The organism is Thermosynechococcus sp. GLH187, from assembly GCF_031583395.1.
Taxonomy (GTDB): Bacteria; Cyanobacteriota; Cyanobacteriia; order Thermosynechococcales; family Thermosynechococcaceae; genus Thermosynechococcus.
Map to the genome: position 1 here is coordinate 512,866 of NZ_CP134175.1, position 19,336 is coordinate 532,201.

At 52.8% G+C, this 19,336-nt stretch carries 16 protein-coding genes; 5 read left to right on the forward strand and 11 right to left on the reverse strand.

Translation table 11 applies throughout. From position 1 onward, the window contains the following. Window positions 1-34: 34 nt before the first annotated feature. Window positions 35-529 carry a Photosystem I reaction center subunit III gene (locus RHI63_RS02350; protein WP_206200909.1) on the reverse strand — a complete coding sequence of 165 codons (495 nt, stop codon included), beginning with the start codon at window positions 527-529 and terminating at the stop codon, window positions 35-37. A gap of 316 nt (window positions 530-845) precedes the next feature. On the opposite strand from RHI63_RS02350, the gene RHI63_RS02355 reads away from it, so the two are divergent. The 4 genes from RHI63_RS02355 (at window position 846) to RHI63_RS02370 (ending at window position 5,609) form a co-directional block, all read left to right on the forward strand. Then, complete coding sequence (locus RHI63_RS02355; RefSeq protein ID WP_206200910.1) at window positions 846-2,045, forward strand: adenylate/guanylate cyclase domain-containing protein; 1,200 nt, start codon at window positions 846-848, stop codon at window positions 2,043-2,045. Window positions 2,046-2,282: 237 nt separating this feature from the next. Then, window positions 2,283-2,687 carry a photosystem II complex extrinsic protein PsbU gene (psbU, locus tag RHI63_RS02360; RefSeq protein WP_302677231.1) on the forward strand — a complete coding sequence of 135 codons (405 nt, stop codon included), beginning with the start codon at window positions 2,283-2,285 and terminating at the stop codon, window positions 2,685-2,687. 31 nt (window positions 2,688-2,718) lie between these two features. Beyond that, the gene (gene nadB, locus RHI63_RS02365; protein ID WP_302678748.1) at window positions 2,719-4,359 is read left to right on the forward strand and encodes an L-aspartate oxidase; all 1,641 of its coding nucleotides are present in this window, start codon (window positions 2,719-2,721) and stop codon (window positions 4,357-4,359) included. A 41-nt stretch (window positions 4,360-4,400) separates the two neighbouring features. Next, window positions 4,401-5,609 (forward strand): MlaD family protein, encoded by a 1,209-nt coding sequence (locus RHI63_RS02370; protein WP_310744756.1) that lies wholly within the window; start codon window positions 4,401-4,403, stop codon window positions 5,607-5,609. Between the two features lie 372 nt (window positions 5,610-5,981). Here the strand turns inward: RHI63_RS02370 and RHI63_RS02375 are convergent, their stop codons facing one another. From RHI63_RS02375 to RHI63_RS02390, 4 genes are read right to left on the reverse strand one after another with little or no spacing between them, the layout of a single operon-like run. Next, complete coding sequence (locus tag RHI63_RS02375) at window positions 5,982-6,665, reverse strand: hypothetical protein (protein ID WP_302677235.1); 684 nt, start codon at window positions 6,663-6,665, stop codon at window positions 5,982-5,984. Window positions 6,666-6,675: 10 nt separating this feature from the next. Beyond that, the gene (locus tag RHI63_RS02380; protein ID WP_302677236.1) at window positions 6,676-8,505 is read right to left on the reverse strand and encodes a hypothetical protein; all 1,830 of its coding nucleotides are present in this window, start codon (window positions 8,503-8,505) and stop codon (window positions 6,676-6,678) included. 27 nt (window positions 8,506-8,532) lie between these two features. Then, window positions 8,533-11,733: a tubulin-like doman-containing protein gene (locus tag RHI63_RS02385; RefSeq protein ID WP_310453213.1), complete on the reverse strand. Its 3,201-nt coding sequence runs from the start codon at window positions 11,731-11,733 to the stop codon at window positions 8,533-8,535. A 55-nt stretch (window positions 11,734-11,788) separates the two neighbouring features. Beyond that, window positions 11,789-12,856 (reverse strand): hypothetical protein, encoded by a 1,068-nt coding sequence (locus RHI63_RS02390; protein ID WP_302677238.1) that lies wholly within the window; start codon window positions 12,854-12,856, stop codon window positions 11,789-11,791. A gap of 128 nt (window positions 12,857-12,984) precedes the next feature. Between RHI63_RS02390 and RHI63_RS02395 the strand changes: the two genes are divergently transcribed. Further along, window positions 12,985-13,518: a tetratricopeptide repeat protein gene (locus tag RHI63_RS02395; protein WP_206200915.1), complete on the forward strand. Its 534-nt coding sequence runs from the start codon at window positions 12,985-12,987 to the stop codon at window positions 13,516-13,518. A gap of 109 nt (window positions 13,519-13,627) precedes the next feature. Here RHI63_RS02395 and RHI63_RS02400 read toward each other — a convergent pair whose 3' ends face one another. The 6 genes from RHI63_RS02400 to pyk form a co-directional block, all read right to left on the reverse strand. After that, window positions 13,628-13,744, reverse strand: a complete 117-nt coding sequence (locus RHI63_RS02400) for a photosystem I reaction center subunit VIII (protein WP_149820283.1) — start codon at window positions 13,742-13,744, stop codon at window positions 13,628-13,630. A 50-nt stretch (window positions 13,745-13,794) separates the two neighbouring features. Beyond that, the gene (locus RHI63_RS02405; RefSeq protein ID WP_302677239.1) at window positions 13,795-14,262 is read right to left on the reverse strand and encodes a photosystem I reaction center protein subunit XI; all 468 of its coding nucleotides are present in this window, start codon (window positions 14,260-14,262) and stop codon (window positions 13,795-13,797) included. A 162-nt stretch (window positions 14,263-14,424) separates the two neighbouring features. Next, window positions 14,425-15,597, reverse strand: a complete 1,173-nt coding sequence (gene moeB / locus RHI63_RS02410; protein WP_206200917.1) for a molybdopterin-synthase adenylyltransferase MoeB — start codon at window positions 15,595-15,597, stop codon at window positions 14,425-14,427. A gap of 70 nt (window positions 15,598-15,667) precedes the next feature. After that, window positions 15,668-17,020: a DUF3370 domain-containing protein gene (locus tag RHI63_RS02415; protein WP_206200918.1), complete on the reverse strand. Its 1,353-nt coding sequence runs from the start codon at window positions 17,018-17,020 to the stop codon at window positions 15,668-15,670. A 9-nt stretch (window positions 17,021-17,029) separates the two neighbouring features. Continuing rightward, on the reverse strand, window positions 17,030-17,737 hold the full coding sequence (locus RHI63_RS02420; RefSeq protein ID WP_206200919.1) for an SIMPL domain-containing protein: 708 nt from the start codon (window positions 17,735-17,737) through the stop codon (window positions 17,030-17,032). Window positions 17,738-17,819: 82 nt separating this feature from the next. Continuing rightward, window positions 17,820-19,253, reverse strand: a complete 1,434-nt coding sequence (gene pyk / locus RHI63_RS02425; protein WP_310453214.1) for a pyruvate kinase — start codon at window positions 19,251-19,253, stop codon at window positions 17,820-17,822. Window positions 19,254-19,336 lie beyond the last annotated feature (83 nt).

Genomic DNA, 19,336 nt, shown 5'->3' on the forward strand with positions numbered 1-19,336 from the left:
TACTCGTCCTTATGACAGTCAACAAACAGTGAAGCTAGCGAGGGGAAACGGTGATTTCGTTGTCTTTGGCGGTGAGTTCACCCGATGCCAGCTCCTTGAGGGCAGCCAATGGCCAAGCAAACCCCGTGAGCATGCATTTGATGGCAAGGGGCACATCAATAATGATTTCTTTTTCATTGGCCTCACCGCTGTTGCGCACAGCAATCAAGTAGGCGCGACCCACCCAGCCAATCCAGCCGGCAATGTACAGGAAGAGCACACTGGGAATGAGAAAATCACCGGCACGGCTGAGGCGACCATCCACAACGAGGTGGGGCAAACCATCTTGGCCGCATAGGGCTTGGCTGTAGCGCTCAAACCGTTTTTGACCGGAGGCGGGATCAGCGGTGGTATTCACAGCAGCGGCAGCACGTTTTTGAAAGGCAGGAGAATCTTTGCAGGGGACGAGTCCTGCCACATCAGCGGCGGCTAGAGGGGTAAAACCTAGCCACAGGGTCAAGACAAGGAGTAGGGCTAACAATCGACGCATGGAGTGTTGTCCTCAAATGCAGACAGGTCAAAGTGCATTCACGGAGAGAGCAATCCCTCCCAAAGCTGCCATCATTTTAGCGGATGGGCTTCAACCCAACCCTAGGGGAAAGGTTAATAATTTTTACGAGGGCAAATGCTGACTAATGCTTCCTCTGGCGATCGTTCTATGGTTGATTGGTGCTACCGCACAAACTGCATCTATTGAGCCAGACAAAGCTCCTTTGCTAGACTGGATCTATTGCTGGATTTGACTTTGAAACATCTACACATCGGTGGCGCTGGGGGGAGAGCTGACCCACGGTGATTTCGCAACCATGAAAAGTGTTTCTCCTATTTTACCCCCCATGGATGCTGACCTGACCTTTAACTTGCCCGACCAAAAGATCCTCGAGACCTTACCTGCCCAACAGTTAGTGGCGATTATTTTGCGTCAGCAGCAAATTATTAATCAACTCCGCCATACCCTCTCGCAGATTCCCGGCGCCCCTGAGGTCGTTCACCTTGAGACCCCACCCCCCTCAGAACCCCATCTGGCACTGGTGAGTGAGGACACGGTTTGTTATTTTCCCTTGACAGGGGGGAACTGCTGGACCATTGGCCGCAGTGAAGACAATTCCATTGTGCTCAGCGATCGCTGGATGTCACGGAACCATGCCATGATTCAGCGCATGGGACAGGGGGAGTTTTATCTCATTGATCTCGGCAGTCGCAATGGCACGTTCGTCAATGGTCGCCGCGTCAGTATTCCCGTGGCCTTGCACAATGGCGATCGCATTACCTTTGGCCAAACGGAACTGGACTTTTTTAACGAACCCTTTGCCTCCCTATTTGCCGAAAATGCCACTCTGTCTTTGCCTCAATCCGAAGGCTCCTCCACAGCACTGCTCCATGTCCGCCGCCTGTTGACGGTTCTGGTGGTGGATATTCGTGACTTTACCAAGCTAACGCGGCAACTCGAAGAGGAGCTACTGTCGGAGCTAATTGGCACGTGGTTTCATCGGGCGGGCGAGATTATTCGTCAGTACGGCAGTTGGGTTGATAAGTACATTGGCGATGCGGTCATGGCGGTTTGGATCCACGAAAGCGAGGAGATTGGCTATCAAGAAATTTGCCACACCCTCTCTGCCTTAGAGGATTTACGGCTGATGACGGGAGAACTGCACCAGCACTATCCCTTGCCGTGGCCACTGCGCATTGGTTCTGGTTTGAATACGGGCTATGCCATGGTGGGTAATACGGGGAGTGGCGATCGCCCCGACTATACTGCTCTGGGAGATACCGTTAACGCTGCCTTTCGCCTTGAGAGTGCCACCAAAACCATTGCCGCTGATCTGGCTATGGGGGCAACCACCTACCACTACCTTGTGCAGTCTTGTCCAACCGTTGTCCCCTTTCGACCCCAAGTGCTGAACCTCAAGGGCTATGATGCTCCTGTACCCGCCTACGTGGGCAGCTTTGATGACCTCCATCGGTTTCTTGCCCAAGCCATCAAAGGTAGGGACACCCTGCACTAAACACCTGAAAAAAGGGATTAAGGGACGGCCTCCCTCTGATATTATTGAATCACCTGTAGGGGGCAGTCTAGACATCAGTCTATTGTGGGCGTGATGCCTCAGTTTCCTCTGTCACCCTGCTGGCGATCGGCTACCGCCGCCTGCGCTCGCTGTGCGATGTGGTCAGTTCTTTGCTTTGACTCTTAATGAACCGCTGTTTTTTGTAATGACCTGTGAGATTTGGGAGGTAAAGGAATTATGCAACGTTTGGGCCGCTGGCTAGCACTGGCTTACTTCGTGGGCGTTAGCCTGTTGGGCTGGATCAACTGGAGTGCCCCAACCTTGGCGGCAACTGCATCCACCGAGGAAGAACTGGTCAATGTGATAGATGAGAAACTTGGCACTGCCTATGGTGAAAAAATTGACCTTAACAATACCAACATTGCCGCCTTTATTCAATACCGGGGGTTATACCCAACCCTAGCTAAGTTAATCGTTAAAAATGCCCCCTACCAATCCGTTGAAGATGTCCTGAATATTCCCGGCTTGACGGAGCGGCAAAAGGAAATTCTGCGGGAAAACTTGGATCACTTTACCGTGACCGAGGTGGAAACGGCTCTCGTTGAGGGTGGCGATCGCTATAATAATGGGCTATACAAATAACTACCCTCATTAGATCAACTTTGGGTTAGCGTTGACTCCCGCAACTTCTGGATTTGATGTCTTAATCATTGGCAGTGGTGCTGCGGGTCTCAGTGCTGCCCTTGCCCTTCCCCCTAGTTATCGCATTGGCCTGATTACCAAAACTGACCTTCGCCAATCTGCCAGTGGCTGGGCACAAGGTGGTATGGCTGCGGCCATTGACCCGGCGGATTCTCCCCTACTCCATGCCCAAGATACCCTTGCTGCGGGGGCTGGCCTCTGTGATCCAGTGAGTGTCCAGTTTTTGGTTGAGCAGGCACCGGCACAGGTGGAGCGGCTCTTGGCGATGGGGGTAGCTTTTGATCGCGTGGGCGATCGCCCGGCTCTGACCCTCGAAGCGGCTCATTCTCGTCCTCGGGTACTTCATGCCGCTGACACCACAGGTCAAGCCCTGATTACAACACTGCTCGAACAGGTCACTGCTGCACCCCATATCGCGCTTCTGCCCAATAGCTTTGTCTTTGATCTGTGGCTAGAGTCGGGGCGATGCTGTGGGGTGTGTCTGTTGCGTCAGGGACAACTTCAGTGGCTGCGCTCGGGGGCAGTTGTTCTCGCCACAGGGGGCGGCGGTCAAGTTTTTGCCCAAACCACGAATCCCCCCTTAAGCACTGGCGATGGTGTGGCAATGGCATGGCGGGCAGGAGCACACATTCGGGATGTCGAGTTTTTCCAATTTCATCCCACCGCTCTTGCCGTTGAGGGAGCACCGCGATTTCTGATCAGTGAAGCAGTGCGCGGTGAAGGGGCACATCTCATAGACCACACAGGGCATCGCTTTGTGGCGGACTACCATCCTGCTGGCGAGCTGGCACCACGGGATATTGTCAGTCGCGCCATTTACCGTCACCTTCAGCAGAGCCATGCCCCCCATGTCTGGCTGGACTTACGACCGATTTCTCGCGATCGCCTGCACTACCGTTTTCCGAAAATCATTGCTGTCTGTCGGCAGTGGGGCATTGATGTTGAACAGCAACCCATTCCCGTGTCTCCAGCAGCCCATTACTGGATGGGAGGAGTCGTCACCGATTTACAGGCCAAGACCAGCCTTCCCGGCCTCTATGCCGTTGGTGAAGTTGCCAGTACTGGTGTCCACGGTGCCAATCGCCTTGCGAGTAACTCCCTTTTGGAATGCTTTGTCTTTTCAGCTCAACTGGCACATCTGCACCCTCAGCCCCTTCCCTTGGCGGTGTCCCCTGTTAGCCAGCAAGCCCTTGAAATTGAGCCAGTGAGTTTTCGGCAGTGGCGCCAAGATCTGCGGGAACTCCTGTGGCAAAGTGCTGGCATTTGTCGCGATGCTCCCACACTGATGGCCGCTCTTTCCCAAGTGAAAGAATGGCGCCAAGAACTGCTGGCTCATCCGATTGCGATCGCCCTTCGTGAACTCAACCCCAATCACTGCTATACCCTCAGCAATACAGCCGCCCAGACAACTCTTTGGGAATGGGGCGAGCTACGCAATCTCTTGGACATTGCCTACTTAATTCTCAAAAGTGCCCTCTTTCGGGAGGAAAGCCGCGGAGGCCACTACCGTCAAGACTACCCCCAACCCGATCCCAATTGGCAAATGCACACCCTAATTTGGGGAGAGCACTGGCAAAAAGCGGCAATTCAAGGCGTCCAGAGTAAACTATAGTTGCTATAGATTCCAAAAATTTTTTGCGGTGATCTATCCCTATGATGCAGTCACGGCGTGTGCAGGAAAGTTTGGTGGGTCTGGTGATCCTTGCGGGCTTAGCCACATTAGGGGTCGGCCTACTCTGGTTGCGGGGCAACCTTGCCGGTACCAATAGCTACACCCTTGAGGTGGAATTGGATACAGCACCCGGCTTAGCGGTGGGGACACAGGTGCGCTATCGCGGTGTCCAAGTGGGTCGCGTCACGGCCATTGGGTTTGACGCCAATGGTGTCCAAGTGAGTGTGCGCGTCAATAATGTGTTGATTCCCCGTAGTGCTGTACCGGAGATTCGCCAGTCGGGCTTTATTGGTCAGGCTTTCTTGGACTTTACCCCCAAGGAGCGAGTACCGGAGATTCCCGAGGGCGTCACTGCCTTTGCCCCCAAGTGCCAACCAGACTTGATTTACTGCAATGGCGATCGCGTGACGGGCGTCCGAACAGCCAGCCTCGAAGACCTCATACGGGCAGCTACCCGCTTTACTCTAGCGCTGGAAGAATCAGGGATTATCAATAACGCCAATACCCTCATTCTGGGCGCAACCCGCACCGTCAATCGTGCCGATCAATCCCTGACGAAGGTGACCACTGCCCTCGATAGTTTCAACGCCCTCAGTAATGAAGCCCGTGCTGAACTACGGAACTTTAGCACAGCCTCGCAAGCGGTGACCCGTGCGGCCAACCAGATCAGTGAAATGGTTGAGGTCAACCGCAACACGATTAACTCCGCCTTGCGCAACATTGATGGCGCGGCTCGAGAGCTGAGAACCACGCTTCATGCCCTTCGTCCCCTGACTAAGCAGCTGGAGCAGGGGGAATTATTGGCCAATTTGGATGCCCTCATTAAAAATGGTGCTGAGGCAGCAGCCAATCTCAATAAAGTCTCTGGGACACTGAGCAGTCCTATCATTATGCTCTCGATCGCCCAAACCCTAGATGCAGCACGGGCAACATTTATCAATGCCCAAAAACTCACGAATGACTTGCTCAAACTCACGGGCGATGAATCGTTCCAGTCTGATTTGCGACGCCTCATTAAAATCCTCAGCCGCCTACTGGCTTCGAGTGAGGAGCTTGAGCAGCAATTCTTGGCACTCCATGCCACTTCCCTAGGAGAAACTCAGCCACCACCCCCCAACCCTGCCCCGAGTCCAAGTGTGGCTGCGACGCCCCCCAAAGAGGAAGAAGCTGCCGTGACCAGTGATCCCTAGGTTGGCAATTGGTTGAGCGGGCGGTTTCTGTGCTACCCATACAGGTAAAGCGCACTTCGCTACGACGACGGGAAACATCTGGATTGCGGTTTACTGGTGCGAGCTGACCATTGAGCCAGTAGAGCTGCCCCGCAGAGTAGGCGCGAAATTTCAGGCCAGCCAGTTTGGGTTGTTTTGCTTGGGCCTTGCGCAGTTCGTTGGCGATCGCCAGTGCCCGCATCAGACCGAGATCAGCATTCGAGCCGGGGGTCAAGCGGTTCAATGTATTACTGGCTGCCGCCTGCTCTAGCAAGGCAAGGATTGGCGTTTAGTACAGCCCTTTTCCAAAATATCCCGTGCCCAATCCCGACGTAAAAATCCGTAACGTTGATTTTAACGAGCTGTTCGGGTTTCTCCTGTGCGGGTAAAGCGCACTTCGATACGACGCCGGGAAGCATCTGGATTGCGGTTCGCTGGTGCGAGTTGACCATTGAGCAAGTAGAGCTGCCCCGCAGAGTAGGCGCGAAATTTCAGGCCAGCCAGTTTGGGTTGTTTTGCTTGGGCCTTGCGGAGTTCGTTGGCGATCGCCAGTGCCCGCATTAGACCGAGATCAGCATTCGAGCCGGGGGTCAAGCGGTTCAATGTATTACTGGCTGCCGCCTGCTCTAGCAATGTATCGAGATTACTGCCACTGCCTTGATTGGGCTGGCCGTCGGTATGGCCAATGATTTCCACGGTGTCAATACCATACTTTTCACGGGTATCCATAACCATTGAGGCTAAATTTACCCAAATGTATTGGCGAAACGGTTCAGAGAGTTGCGCACTGCCCGCAGGGAAACGAAATTTTTCATTATCTGGAATAAAGAGAATCGGCGGCGGTCCTTGGACAGTCTGTTGGGTTTGAAGCTGTTTTCTCAGTTCATTCACTTGTTTTTGATTAACAATCATAAAAATCATCATGAAAAACGTGATTAAGCTCAAAATCAGCAAGCTGCCAGACATCAGATCCGTGTAGGACATCCAAGGGTTGAAGTCCTCTGATTCCTGTTGCCAAGAGCGACGGAGTGGGCGCATAGACAATTACCTAAGTTTGCGTGGGAGCGGGTGTAATTTTTTGGGAGAGAGTCACCAAGTTGCCATTGATTTGCTCAAGGGATTGAACGGCTTTGGTCATTGATTGGCTAGAGTCTTGGCTGTGTTTCTTCAATTGGCTTAACTGCTCGTTGACCACTTGGGTAATTTGATCCGTCACTTGCTCTAGGCACTTCTCAAGGGCTTTGATCTGGCTCTGGCGATCGCCATCGCTTGCGGAGCGTTGCTTGCGATAGTTTTCAAAGCTATTTCTGAGAGTTGTTAACTGGTCGGTGAGGGATTTATATTGCCGATCCAACTGCTCTGTGACACGGGAAATTTGGTTTGCGGCTGTACTCAGTTGTTCGACATGGGAGGTATTCTTCCTCAAAAGAGTGAGCAACTGCTCTTGACTGGTTTTGTTCTGCTCAATAATATTGGACACTTCCGTGCAAAACTTGCTAACACCAAAACGCACTTGCCGCAGTTCCTCATTCCCTTGGAGGAGGTGTTGGCCAACATCATTACTAAGTCGCTCCATAGAGCGCAGCATCGTTAGGAGTTCCTGTTGATTTTGGCTCAGGGTATTTTGTGATCTTTGGGCGATCGCCAGCAGTTCCGTCAGTTGATCTGCGACTTGTGCCAGTTCCGTGGACTTCTGCGCCACTTGCCGATTCACCTGCTCAATCTGGTTGACCAAGCCCAAAACCATGTCGTGAATATGTCTAAAGGTGGTCGTGGTGGTGCTGAGATCGCTGGCAATTTCCTCAAAATTCACGTGGGTGCGATTGACCCGCTCTAGGGTTTCTGAAACCTTGGTGGTCAGGGCAATCACTTGACTATTCAGTTCTTGCGATCGCGCCGCCGCTGTCGTCAACTGATCAATAAACTGCGCAAGTTGCTGTGTTGCCGTACTAAATTTCTCCGCAAACTCGCTATTTTCCAATGTCTGCACTGCGGTCTGAAAGATATTTGCCCCAGACACAAGATTGCCCGCTGCGTTATCGATTCTGGCAAAGACCCTCTCCGCTAGCTCAATATTCCTGCTGTACATTTGCCTAAGATTGGCCAATTCCCGCTCGAGGGGTTCTCTAATTGCGCTAGTGACAGTTTCATGGAAGTTCTCTAAAAAGATAGAAAAGTTGTCATCAATGGATTTAATCAACCGTCCAGTGGGGTTTCGTTGTTCACTAGCTAGTTCATGATCCAGATACAGTTCTACAGCTGTGAAAAAGTGCCGCCGTGCCAAAGTGGTATTCCAAATAGAATTGATAAAGGTTAGCAAAATTCCCAGCGAAAGGCTGACCAAACTCGACACAAAGGCCAGCGCCATTCCCCGCAGCGGCTGACGGAACCGAGTGAACAATTCCTGAATCACAACATTCTGTTGGGCAGGATTTTCCCCTTGAAGGGCAGAAATATCCAGTGTTCCCAAGTTGTCGATGATGCTAAAGACATTGATCGTGATTCCCAAAAACGTGCCCAGCAACCCAATCGCAATCAGTAAGTTGGGGGTTACCCGTGTCAGGTACTCAATTTGTTCTAGGGACATGCCCCACAGCCGTTCTTGGCCAAGCATGTAGTCCACCAAGGTAACTGTATTGATCTCGTCGTACTTTTCTAAGCAGCGCGTCATCCGCTGCCGCAGGTTCTGAATGAGAACGGGCGCTTGTGTCGTCTCACTGGCCACAGCCCACTGCCAGCGGATAAACTCCATTAACCGTAAAAAAAGGCGCCACCGCAGCACAGCACTCATAAAGGCAATGAGGATCGGCGTGCCAATAAAGAGTTGGAGGATGGGCGAACCCTGCACCTCTTCTAGAAACAGGCTAAACAGCTCCATTCTTTTTACCTCAGGGAAAACAATGCGTTATTGCTCTAGTTTGTCTTGATCATCCTCATCTGCCGCGTCAACATCTTGTTGCTCAGGGGGTGGTGACTGATTGAGTAGGCGATCGCTCCGAGTTGTACCCGAGGTCAATGTTTGGCTCCAGCGATCCTCAATGCGTTTGTCCAGTTCCTCAATCAACTCCTCAAGAATGCCCTTTTGGGCAATCTCCGTGAGGCCTTGAATCTCTGTCCCTGCCACAATTGGCACCATGGCAAAGTTAATGTGATCGGGTGAGTAGGCGCGAATTTCCTCAATGAGTGTCATCACATGTGGCCGATAGTCCTTTTGCCATTGCGGGGGATTACTCACTAGAAGCTCAATTACCCCATTCAGTTGTTGGTGAAGGACATCTGTTAATGTCATGGTACGTTGATCTTGGTTGCGAATCTGCACCCAAGTTAATTGATCAATAACGACTGACCAATCATTCCCAAAGGTAATTTTCCTGCCCTTGTTTTTAGGATCAAAGACAAGATTATCGCCCTCTAGGGCAAACATTCTCAAGCCGAGGCACTTAAAGAACAGCTCCTGCACTTCCCGCACCACTTCTGGCGGGGGCGGCAAAATATCCGTGAGCGTAATCGTTTTATTGGTATGCAGGGCGTCAAAATTGCCCGCGTCGCCTCGGTTTTCGTAGGCATACTGGAAATTCTTGGCCGTCAAATCATTGATCAACCGCAGGGGAAAGCCGGCATACTCCGTCATGAAAATCACTTGATGCTGTTCTGACGCCGGCAATTGCACCCGCTGTGCATTCCCCAGTATCCCTGTTTCCGTCAGCAGTTGGGTAAAGGCCTGCACATAGGCATCCTCTGTGGGGGGTTGGTGATAGGCAATGAAGACCGTTCGCTTATGGGGGGCGTTGTTAAAATAGCCGTCATTAAGATTCAGAGGCAGCAGAATGTCCGACTGATTCTTCAGCGATGTTAAATACGCAATCAACTGCTCGCGGCTGCCCATTTCCATAAAACGCTGAATTGCCGATCCCCGCAGTGCCAGCATCAAGGTCGAAATCCGTCTGTCCACCACTTGATCAAGGGCAATGGGAACTTCCGCTGTAAACTGGGGTTTGAGGAAGCGTTCTAAGCTCGGTGGCGCCTCTGTGCTGACAACCACTGCTTTTTGAATCACCTCAGTAGAAAGCTGTTCCAGAGCCAAGCGCCGCTCCCCTTCCTTGGGGGGCAACACCGCATTAATCGCATTTTCGGTGTCTTGGGGATTGACAATGGGCAAGCCAATTCGCTCTTGAACATTGACTTCCGAGAGCTTTTCACCCCGCCGTTGCAGTACGAGGATATTTTCTTGGATGAAGTTGCGTAACTGCACCAACTGGGCAATTTTTTGATTCGTAAATACAATCAGGTCTTCTGTAGCCACCCGGGCTTGACGACTCACCTGCGATTGGTAATTTTGGCGAGCGAGGGTCAGCACTTGATCCACAGCCACCCGAAAGGCAGTTTGAATTTTTGCCGTTTTGCCAAAGGGAAGAAGCTGCCCCTGAATTGCCTGCACCTCATTTTGCAGTTGGGTAGTGATATTGCGCAGTTCCGCATCAGCATTTTGGGGACGATTCGCCTCGTATTGAGCACGGACACGCTCGAAGTTAGTCTTGAGTCCCTGTAGCCAGTTAATGGCATTGTCGAGGCCAAAGAATTGGTGATCTGGTTGCAGGATTTGCTCTAGAAATTTTTCAATACTGGCTTTGATGTCATTGGTCACGTCTGACGTGTGCTCAACAATTGGCGTGAGCCAAACCCCCCGTTCTTTGCTGTTCTCTGCAGGGCGCACATAGTTCAGCAGTGCCATGGCATTCTGGGGAAATTGCGTTTTTAACAGATCTTGTTGCCCACGGGATTGGGCTGCACTAATTTGACTATATTGATCGTTGCGCCAGCGTTCTAAATTGGCACTTAGCGTTCCTCCCTGCACGGGGACTTTTTCTAACCGTTGTTTCAGCAGTTGCCCTAGATCATCCGTCCCCCAGTCAAATTGACTTGTATAGAACTGCTGCATTTGGCTGTTAGTGGGGGCTTGACCAAGACCATTTTTCCAGAACTCTAACACTTGAATTTTGATTTGGTTGGCGGCCAGCAAATTGATCTTGTCTTGGGGGAAGTAAATGCTCGCCAGTCCAGTGGCCATGTAGCGCTGGCGATTTGGGCGGGGGTGTTTATCGTATTCTTCGGTGGCATCAATGGAACGCAAATTGTCACGGGCAGAGATTGCAGCGGCAGCCGTCGCACTACTACTCAAAAAGAGGCAAATTTTCTGAGCAATGGTGTTGGCGATTTTGCCCTTGGCGTTGGGATCCGTTGGGGGAATGATGAATGTGCCGCCGGGGGTGGCGTTGGACATCAAGTAGATGTAGTCGTAGGGCGGGCGAGACTCCCCTAGACGGCGTTCGCCGGGGTATTGGGCATTAAAAATGGTGCCCTTGCGGGTGTAATAGTCCAATTCCTTGAGGGCAGCGTAGCAGTTGGCCTTGACGACATCGTTGCCACCGTAGAGATCGGGACTGACGACAAAGTAGCCGTAGGTTTCAAAGTTGGGCACACTTTCGGCAAAGAGCCGCCGCAGAATGTAGCCGATATCGAGAAACAGGCCGCTACCGGTACCGCCGCACAGGGAACCCGCCACAAAAACCCGTAACCCCGGCCTGACTTCGATGCCACGGGCAATCAGGGCACCCGCATCAGCACCAACCACACGGCCATGGGCTAAGTTCAAGGTTCTCACCACCCGATCATAATTTTTGAAGAGGGCAAAACGACCCACTGCCCTCACGGCACCTGCTCCCTGCTCAATGGCGCTGAGGTTGCGAATCAGTTGATCGGGAAACCATTCAAGGATATGGTCGTCGGAATTTTGCACATAGGTATTTTTTTTCCGCCGTTCGTAGTTCTGCTTAAATTCATTGACTTCGTTGAGGGAAACGCGGATATGGACTTCCTCAGCCGGGGTAAATTCAATGCTTTGGCCTCGGTAACTGGGAATGGGCCCCCCGCGATCGGTATCAATTTGCACAAAACTGACGATGGGTAGATCGGCCAAGGAACCAAATTCTTCAATGATATTTTGGCGAATGCGTACCAGAACATCTCGCCCGGTGCCCCCTAGCCCTACGCAGATAACGGGCATAACGGTCAAATTATTGTTTTCTGCGGTATCTGTGGTAAACATCCAGCCCCCTATGAGTCTGCTGCTAAACGAAAGAGATCAACCTTAAGGAATCACTTTATAGGGTTATCCTGATGATTTTATCCTTGTATGCAAGGAGAGCAAAGCTACGCTGTTTAGGAATGGTGATCGAGCCAAAGATTGGCTGACCATCACAGGTGAGTTCTCCTGATTCTAGGGCATGAATGATCAGGTTTTGATCTCGCCGTTCAAGGATGGCGATCGCCATCATACTGGGCAAAGGCACCACCAAGAACGTACCAGCGACACTACCGCCGACACCAATTTTTTGGCCATGCTTGAGGGCAAAGCGATACTCTTGATCCCCCACCTGAACAGTGACAGACCAAGGAATTTGCTGCCGCAGCCAATGCACAGCGAACCACAAGCCAGCCCCAAGAACCAACACCCCCAAGACACTCGCCAGCAGAATCTGCCACCCCAGTTGTCCCCGAAGATAGGCGTCCACTAGACAGATGTCGCCGCCGCCGGGTTTAGGGGTACAAAATTCCTGCACTGTGGCTGGCACATCGACAACGGTTAGCTGAAAGTTGCCGGGCTGAATACTGCGCTGCTGCATTGGTAGAGCCGCAAACCATTGGCTGCGCTCTTGGGCTTCTGGGGTATCGGCTAGACCACAGACACTATTGGGGACTTCTATCCATTGATCCGCTTGCCCTTGGGGAAGGTTGAGGGGAGCATCCGTAATCCAAATCACCGACTGGTTTTTGATCGGTTGCTGATTGTGGAGGCGGTCTTGGTTGAGTTGCGCCAAATAGCGATAGACAAAGAGTTCGGCACACATAATATCGGTACCCTGCTCAGTGCCGGCATTCATGGGCACCGCTTCTAAAATTTTGGGAATATCCACAGACCCTTGGTATTCAAAGACCACGGGCGATCGCACCGTCATGGCAAAGGGCAGAATATGAACGGTGTCCCCCTTGGTTAAGGTTTTTTCAATGATCTGCCGTAGGTGGAGCCGCCCTGGATCATTGAGGCCGACACTTTCCGTGAGGTCGATCGCCAGCACCACATCCCGACCGCCCCAACGCCCAACCCACGCCAACCCGTCCTTTTGCTGGGGGGTGAGGGGACGATTGCCGGGAACCACAGGTGGATTCATAGTCAGTGGCTTAAATTGCGAGATTTCTAGGGTTAAAGGGGTCGCCTCTGTTTATCATAGACCTAAGGAATAAATGCGTAGAGCCTCAATTTTAGAATGATCGGTTGTTACTGGGGATACGACTTACCATGGAGAATGCCTTACCTGCGGTTTATTTAAGTGTGTTGATTATTCTACTCGGCGTCTCAGCTTGGTTTGTGGTCAAACAAATCCTCAAAACCCGCCGCATTGAATCTACTTTGGCACGCCTGCAACGAAAACTCAAGCAGGAACCAGGGACCACTCAAGAATACTTTGAACTCGGCAGCATCTACCTCACCAAAAAACTGGCCAGTCAAGCGATTCCCCTGTTTCAAAAAGCCCTGAAGGCGGCTGAAAGTGAAGGTGAAACCTATGTGGCTCCCATCTACAATGCCCTTGGCTATGCCTATTTCATGCAGGAGCAGTATGATCTCGCAATTCGCCAGTACAAGGAGGCTCTGAAAAATCAGCCTGAGTACATCACGGCTGCCAACAACCTAGGCCATGCCTATGAGAAAAAGAATCTAGCCCAGCCAGCCCTTGAGGCCTATCAGCACACCCTGAAATACGACCCCAACAATGCGATCGCCCAACGGCGGGTGAATTCCCTGAAAAAACGGCTGAGTGGCGCGGCGGCTTGAGGATCCCTCGCCAAACAAAAACTGGTTAACAATAAAAAACTGGCTAGGACATTCCCCAACCAGTTCGCAATTCACTCTGTGTATTTAGCTGGATAAGCTACCCCTCGGTTTAGGCGTCTCCTTCGATGTAGAGGAACAGCAACCCCATCACCACCGTGGGCATCAGCCAGCACACTACGGGAATAAAAATCCAAGGCAAAAAGGATGCAGCGTAAGATCCCATCATAATCAGCGGTTCTCCTTCTGGGTGATCAAAAGTAAAGTGTGACCAAGGCCCTAGTTAAAGAGGCCGGTCATGATGCCATCCACAACAGCAAAGTTTTCGAGGAGGAAGAAGGCAACAAAGGCACCACCCATAGCCCCCACAAAGAAGCCAGCCGTAAACTGACTCCAACCCTCACCGGTTTTCAGGGGATCGCTGCTGCTGCCACCCTTTTGAAAACTCACAAGGCCATAGGCGGCTAGGCAAGCTGTGGCAATCAAAATCAGGGCGATACCAGAAATTAAACCGCCCAAGTTGGCCACATCGGAATCCCGCAAGGGACCGAGCTTGACCCAAGGACCAATGACAAAGTAGCCGTGAGCCATCCCTACTTCTAGCCCCCGCAGAATGGGCGAGAGGCCTTGACGATAGGCGGGGAGATTGCCAATAAAGGTCTTGACTAGGCCAGAGTCAGAAATGGGTGTAGATAGGTGACCGATAAAGGGATCACCATTGTATGGCTTAACCAGTTCTTCTGCCATGATTTTTATTTCCCTAGCATTCCGTCATGTCCGCGCACAGGCACGAACCTAAGTGGTTATTCTAGGCAAGGGCGGGCGATCGCGCGAGAGAGAGCGTTCATCTCTTTAAGAAAGTTCATGTATCGCAACATCCCCTTACGCAGCCCCGCCCTCAAGTTGGGGTTAGTAGGTGGGTACGCTGGGATCGACTTCCTGACTCCAAGCGTTGATGCCCCCTTTGATATTGATCCCCTCAATGCCAGCCTGTTTCAGTATGCCCAAGGCTTTGGCAGAGCGACCCCCCATCTTGCAGTGCACCAAGAGGCGATGGCCATTCACCAGATTGCGGATTTTCTCCACACCGGGGCCATTTTCAATCTCCGAGAGGGGAACGAGTACAGCGCCGGGAATCCGAGCAATTTCGTACTCGTTGGGGTTGCGCACATCCACAAGAACGTAATCTTGGGCACCGCTGTCCATGAGGGCTTTGAGTTCCTGGACGGTCATTTCGGGAATTTCTGCCATTTGGGCGGCCTCCTGTGCTTTGGCTTGGCGAATACCACAAAATTCTTCGTAGTCAATGAGCTTGTCAATGACTGGCCGTTCGGGGTTTGGGCGCAGCTTGAGTTCACGGAATTTCATCTCTAGGGCGTTGAAGAGCAAGAGGCGGCCACTGAGGGTTGTGCCTTTGCCAAGAATAATTTTAATCGTCTCCGTGGCTTGGATGACGCCAATAATACCCGGCAGAATCCCAAGAACGCCCCCTTCCGCACAGGAGGGCACTAGGCCCGGTGGCGGCGGTTCCGGATAGAGATCACGATAGTTGGGGCCGCCTTCATAGTTAAAGACCGTGGCTTGGCCCTCAAAGCGAAAGATGGAGCCATAGACATTGGGCTTATTCAGGAGCACACAAGCATCGTTCACCAAGTAGCGGGTGGGGAAGTTATCGGTGCCATCCACCACAATGTCGTAGTCCGCCATAATCTCAAGGGCATTGGCGGCGCTCAAGCGAGTTTCGTAGAGATCCACTTGGCAGTAGGGATTGATCTCAAGGATGCGGTGCTTCGCCGATTGAATTTTCGGCTTGCCCACCCAAGAGGTGCCGTGGATCACCTGCCGTTGCAAATTGGAGCTATCCACCACATCAAAATCTACAATGCCAAGGCGGCCAATACCGGCAGCGGCGAGATAGAGCAGCAAAGGCGATCCCAATCCACCCGTGCCAATGCAAAGCACGCTGGCAGCTTTGAGGCGTTTTTGACCCTCAACACCCACCTCTGGCAAAATCAGATGGCGGGAATAGCGTTCATAGTCGTCTTTCGTGAGTTCAATCGTAGAAAGGTCTGGATTTAGCATGGTAGCCCTTCATAAAAAATGCGGCTGATCTAACCCGATCAGCAAGGGTGAGGGGATTTTCTTATTTTACTTAGGGGCGCGACAGAGGATCTGCCAAGGTTTCAATTGTCAACACTTGCGGGGGGGTGGCATCCGGCGGATAGAGCAGGGTGAACTGTACCCAGCGGATTTCTTGGGGTTGTAGCGTGAGCCGCACCAGATCGTCCCCCTGCTGGCCTTGGCGTTGGACAAGGTGAATGATCCGACTTTGGGGGGTGCCTTGATCATCGCGGAAGCGCAATCGGACACTGCCTCGGAAAAAGATGCGGTTGGGTGGTTCAGCAAAGAACCGTAAGCCCCTGGCGGGGGCGTCGAATTTGATGGGGGTTTGGAGGGCAAGGCGCAGGGTCTGGGGGCGATCGCTGGTGTTTTGTAGCGGTAGCACCAGATCATATTCAATGCCATAGTTGCCATGGGCAGCATAGGCCGTATCGGGATAGCGCACCACGAGGGGAGCCGTTTGCACTTGTCCTGTGCCCAAGCGCCCTGCCACTAACGAACTAATGGGATAGGAGAAGGCGGTCCCCGCGGCGGGAATCGGAATTGGTTGTTGTTGGGGATTGTGCCAGCGGGAGCCAAGGGCGACACCCGCCACTCGGCCATAGATAATGCTGCCCCCTTGATCGGGGGGGGTGGGGGCGCGATCGCGGGGGGTGACCAATTCCCCTGCCGTCAGTGTCTGCTGCCATTGCTCTAGGGTCGGCGGTTCATTGCCAAAGCGGGCTAAACTGGCGAGGTAGAGGTTGCCACTACTGCGGGCACGAATCAGCAGCGAACGGCCATTGAGGGGGGGGTCGAGTCCCTTGACCGGAATCGGTAAATTGGCGATCAGGGCATAACTGCGCGGGGGAATCATGATTTGTGCGGGCCATCCCGATTGCCGCCGTTGTCGCAAAATATCCAGCATGACGCGATCGCCCGGACCAGCAAAAACTTGGCCGAGATCATTGGCCTGCTGATTGGGCAGAGGACGAAAGGGCGCATCCGGCTGACTCAAGTAACTGGCGGCATGGATCAAATTCACCGTTACCGGTTCAGAACTGGGGTTGTAGGCGAGAATCCCTAGGTAGAGGGTCGTGAGATCCTGCGGGTCGAGGGGCTTCGCAATATGGTGGGCAAAAATATCAAAGCGATCGCGAAAAGCAAAGTTCAAGTGGGCACTAGGAGTTGCTTTGCCCTCTGGCGGAAATGTGGACAGGAGAATCCCTGATCGCTGCACCACCTCTGGGCTATTGCTATTCAACACAGGCACCCGATCAAGGGCACCCGGCAAAGGGAGCACTTTTTGCGGTTTTTCAATTGTTGCCGGCGCCTGAGCTAGCACTGGGGAAATGACAACCAAGGCCGCACCGCTCGCCAACCACCAACGGAAATCAACAGACATTACCGAGACCTAGTAGCTCATTTGCAGCGTTACACTCGCCTCTACCTGTAATTCCCCGGACACCACAGGGGTGCTATCGGCCATGTTTGCTGCGCGAACGGCAAGGGGTCTTGGCGGGGGTGCCGCCTGATTAATTTGAATGCTCACCACTTGGCGCGGTTGGAGATTGAGGGCACTGAGTACCGCTTGGGCTTGACTTTGGGCATCTTGGGTCGCTCGCTGCAGGGCAGTGCGTTGGGCAGCGGCAATCGTCGCCTCTGGTGCGGTGAAGCTAATATTGTCAATCGTGGTTGCGCCAGCTTGGACAGCGGCATCAAGAAGGGACCCCACGCGATCGCTAGCAACGCGAAAACTCACCGTATTGCGCCCGATATAGCCCACCAGTATCCGCTGATTGTTGGTGTACTGATAATTGGGACTGAGGCTCAGCCCCGTGGTTTGCAGTTGACTGACTTCCCGTGCCCGCAGAACCGCCAAAACGGCATTGGCTCGCCGCGCCACCTCTTGCTGTACCTCTTGAGCCGTGCGACCTTGCACCTCGACCCCTAGGCTGACTTGGGCAAGAGTTGCTGAAATGGCTTCTGTCCCTCGACCTGTAACCGTCAGGGTACGTTGGGCTTCTTGGCTCACGGCGGGTCGCTCAGCAACCACCACAGATCCCCCAACAAGAAGCGCGGCAAGACTGAGGGTATAAAAAGGCGTTAACGGATGTTTCACAGCGGTATTCACCACAGCTCAGCAAAAAACTCATGAACCTTGTTTCTCTCCAGACCGCCTCCCACTCGGATTCTGTTCCCCTTTAGGCGCTAATGGTATGAATTTTAATAAAATTCGTTCCTTGGGGAGTTTGGGCAGGAATGCCGCCCAGAATCAAAATTTTATCGCCCTCAGTGACCATCTGGCGCTCCTTGAGTTGGTTTTCAGCCACGGCAATCATCCCTTCAAACGTCATAGGCAGCGTTTCCAAAAGAATCGGCTTCACACCCCAGAGCAAATTCATCCAGTGATAAACGCGGGGGCGATCGGTAAAGGCGACAATCATGGGTTTCACCCGTTCCCCAGAGGCAATGGTTGCGGTATAGCCCGTTTCCGTAAAGCAGGCGATCGCCCGCAGATCGAGGATTTGAGTAATGGTGGTTAAGGCTTCACCTAGGGCATGGGTCTCATCATTGCGGTAGGCGGGCATATTGTCAAACTCAAGATGCGGCTCCACATCCGCTGCAATCCGCGCCAACATCTTCACCGCCTGCCCAGGAAAAGCCCCCACAGCAGATTCGCCCGACAACATCACCGCATCTGTACCATCAAGAATGGCGTTGGCGACATCACTGGCCTCTGCCCGCGTCGGACGGGGATTGTGAATCATGCTCTCTAGCATTTGGGTTGCCGTAATCACAGGAATACTGCGGTAGTTGCACTCGCGAATAATTTGCTTTTGCAGCAGCGGCACCTTCTCTACCCGCATCTCCACACCGAGATCGCCCCGCGCAACCATGATTGCATCGGCCACCCCCAAAATCGCTGAGAGATTTTCCACTGCTTGGGGTTTCTCAATTTTTGCCAGCACGGGCATATCACTGGCACCGTGGGCCGCCAAGTACTCCCGCAACTCCCAGAGATCCTCAGCTCGGCGCACAAAACTCAGGGAGATAATATCAACCCCCTGCTCAATGCCAAATTGAATATCCTGCTTGTCTTTGTCTGTGAGGGAAGGCAGCCGCAGATTGAGATCCGGCAAGTTTACCCCCTTACGACTTTTGAGCGTGCCCCCCTGCACCACCCGGCAGGTGACCCGATCTCCCGCAATGGCCTCGACCACCAATTCCAAGAGGCCATCATCCAAGAGCACCTGCATCCCCGGCTGCGCCTCTTCGGCAAGATAGGGATAATCAATGCCAATGCCTTGTGTCTCTTCCTCAGTGAGCGGCACGAGGTGGACTTGCTCCCCTTCCACTAATTCGATGCTCCCTTCAGGAAGCTGGCCAACGCGAATCTTCGGCCCTTGCAAGTCTTGCAGCAGGGTTAAGGGGGTTGCTGCTTCATTGGCCACTTGTCGTAGCAGAGTAATGGTTTCGGCATGATCTTTATAGTCACCATGGGAGAAATTTAACCGTGCCACATTCATGCCGGCGGTTAGCATCTGCTGAATCACTTCCCGCGATCGACTGGCAGGGCCAATGGTGGCCACAATTTTGGTGCGACGAAACAGCATAGGAGAGGGGGATAACTTCATGCTCTCCTAAATCTTAGGCATAGGTCAGGGAATCCGGTGGTGTTCTGGCTTGCATTGGACATTAACTTTTGTGGCTACAGGGA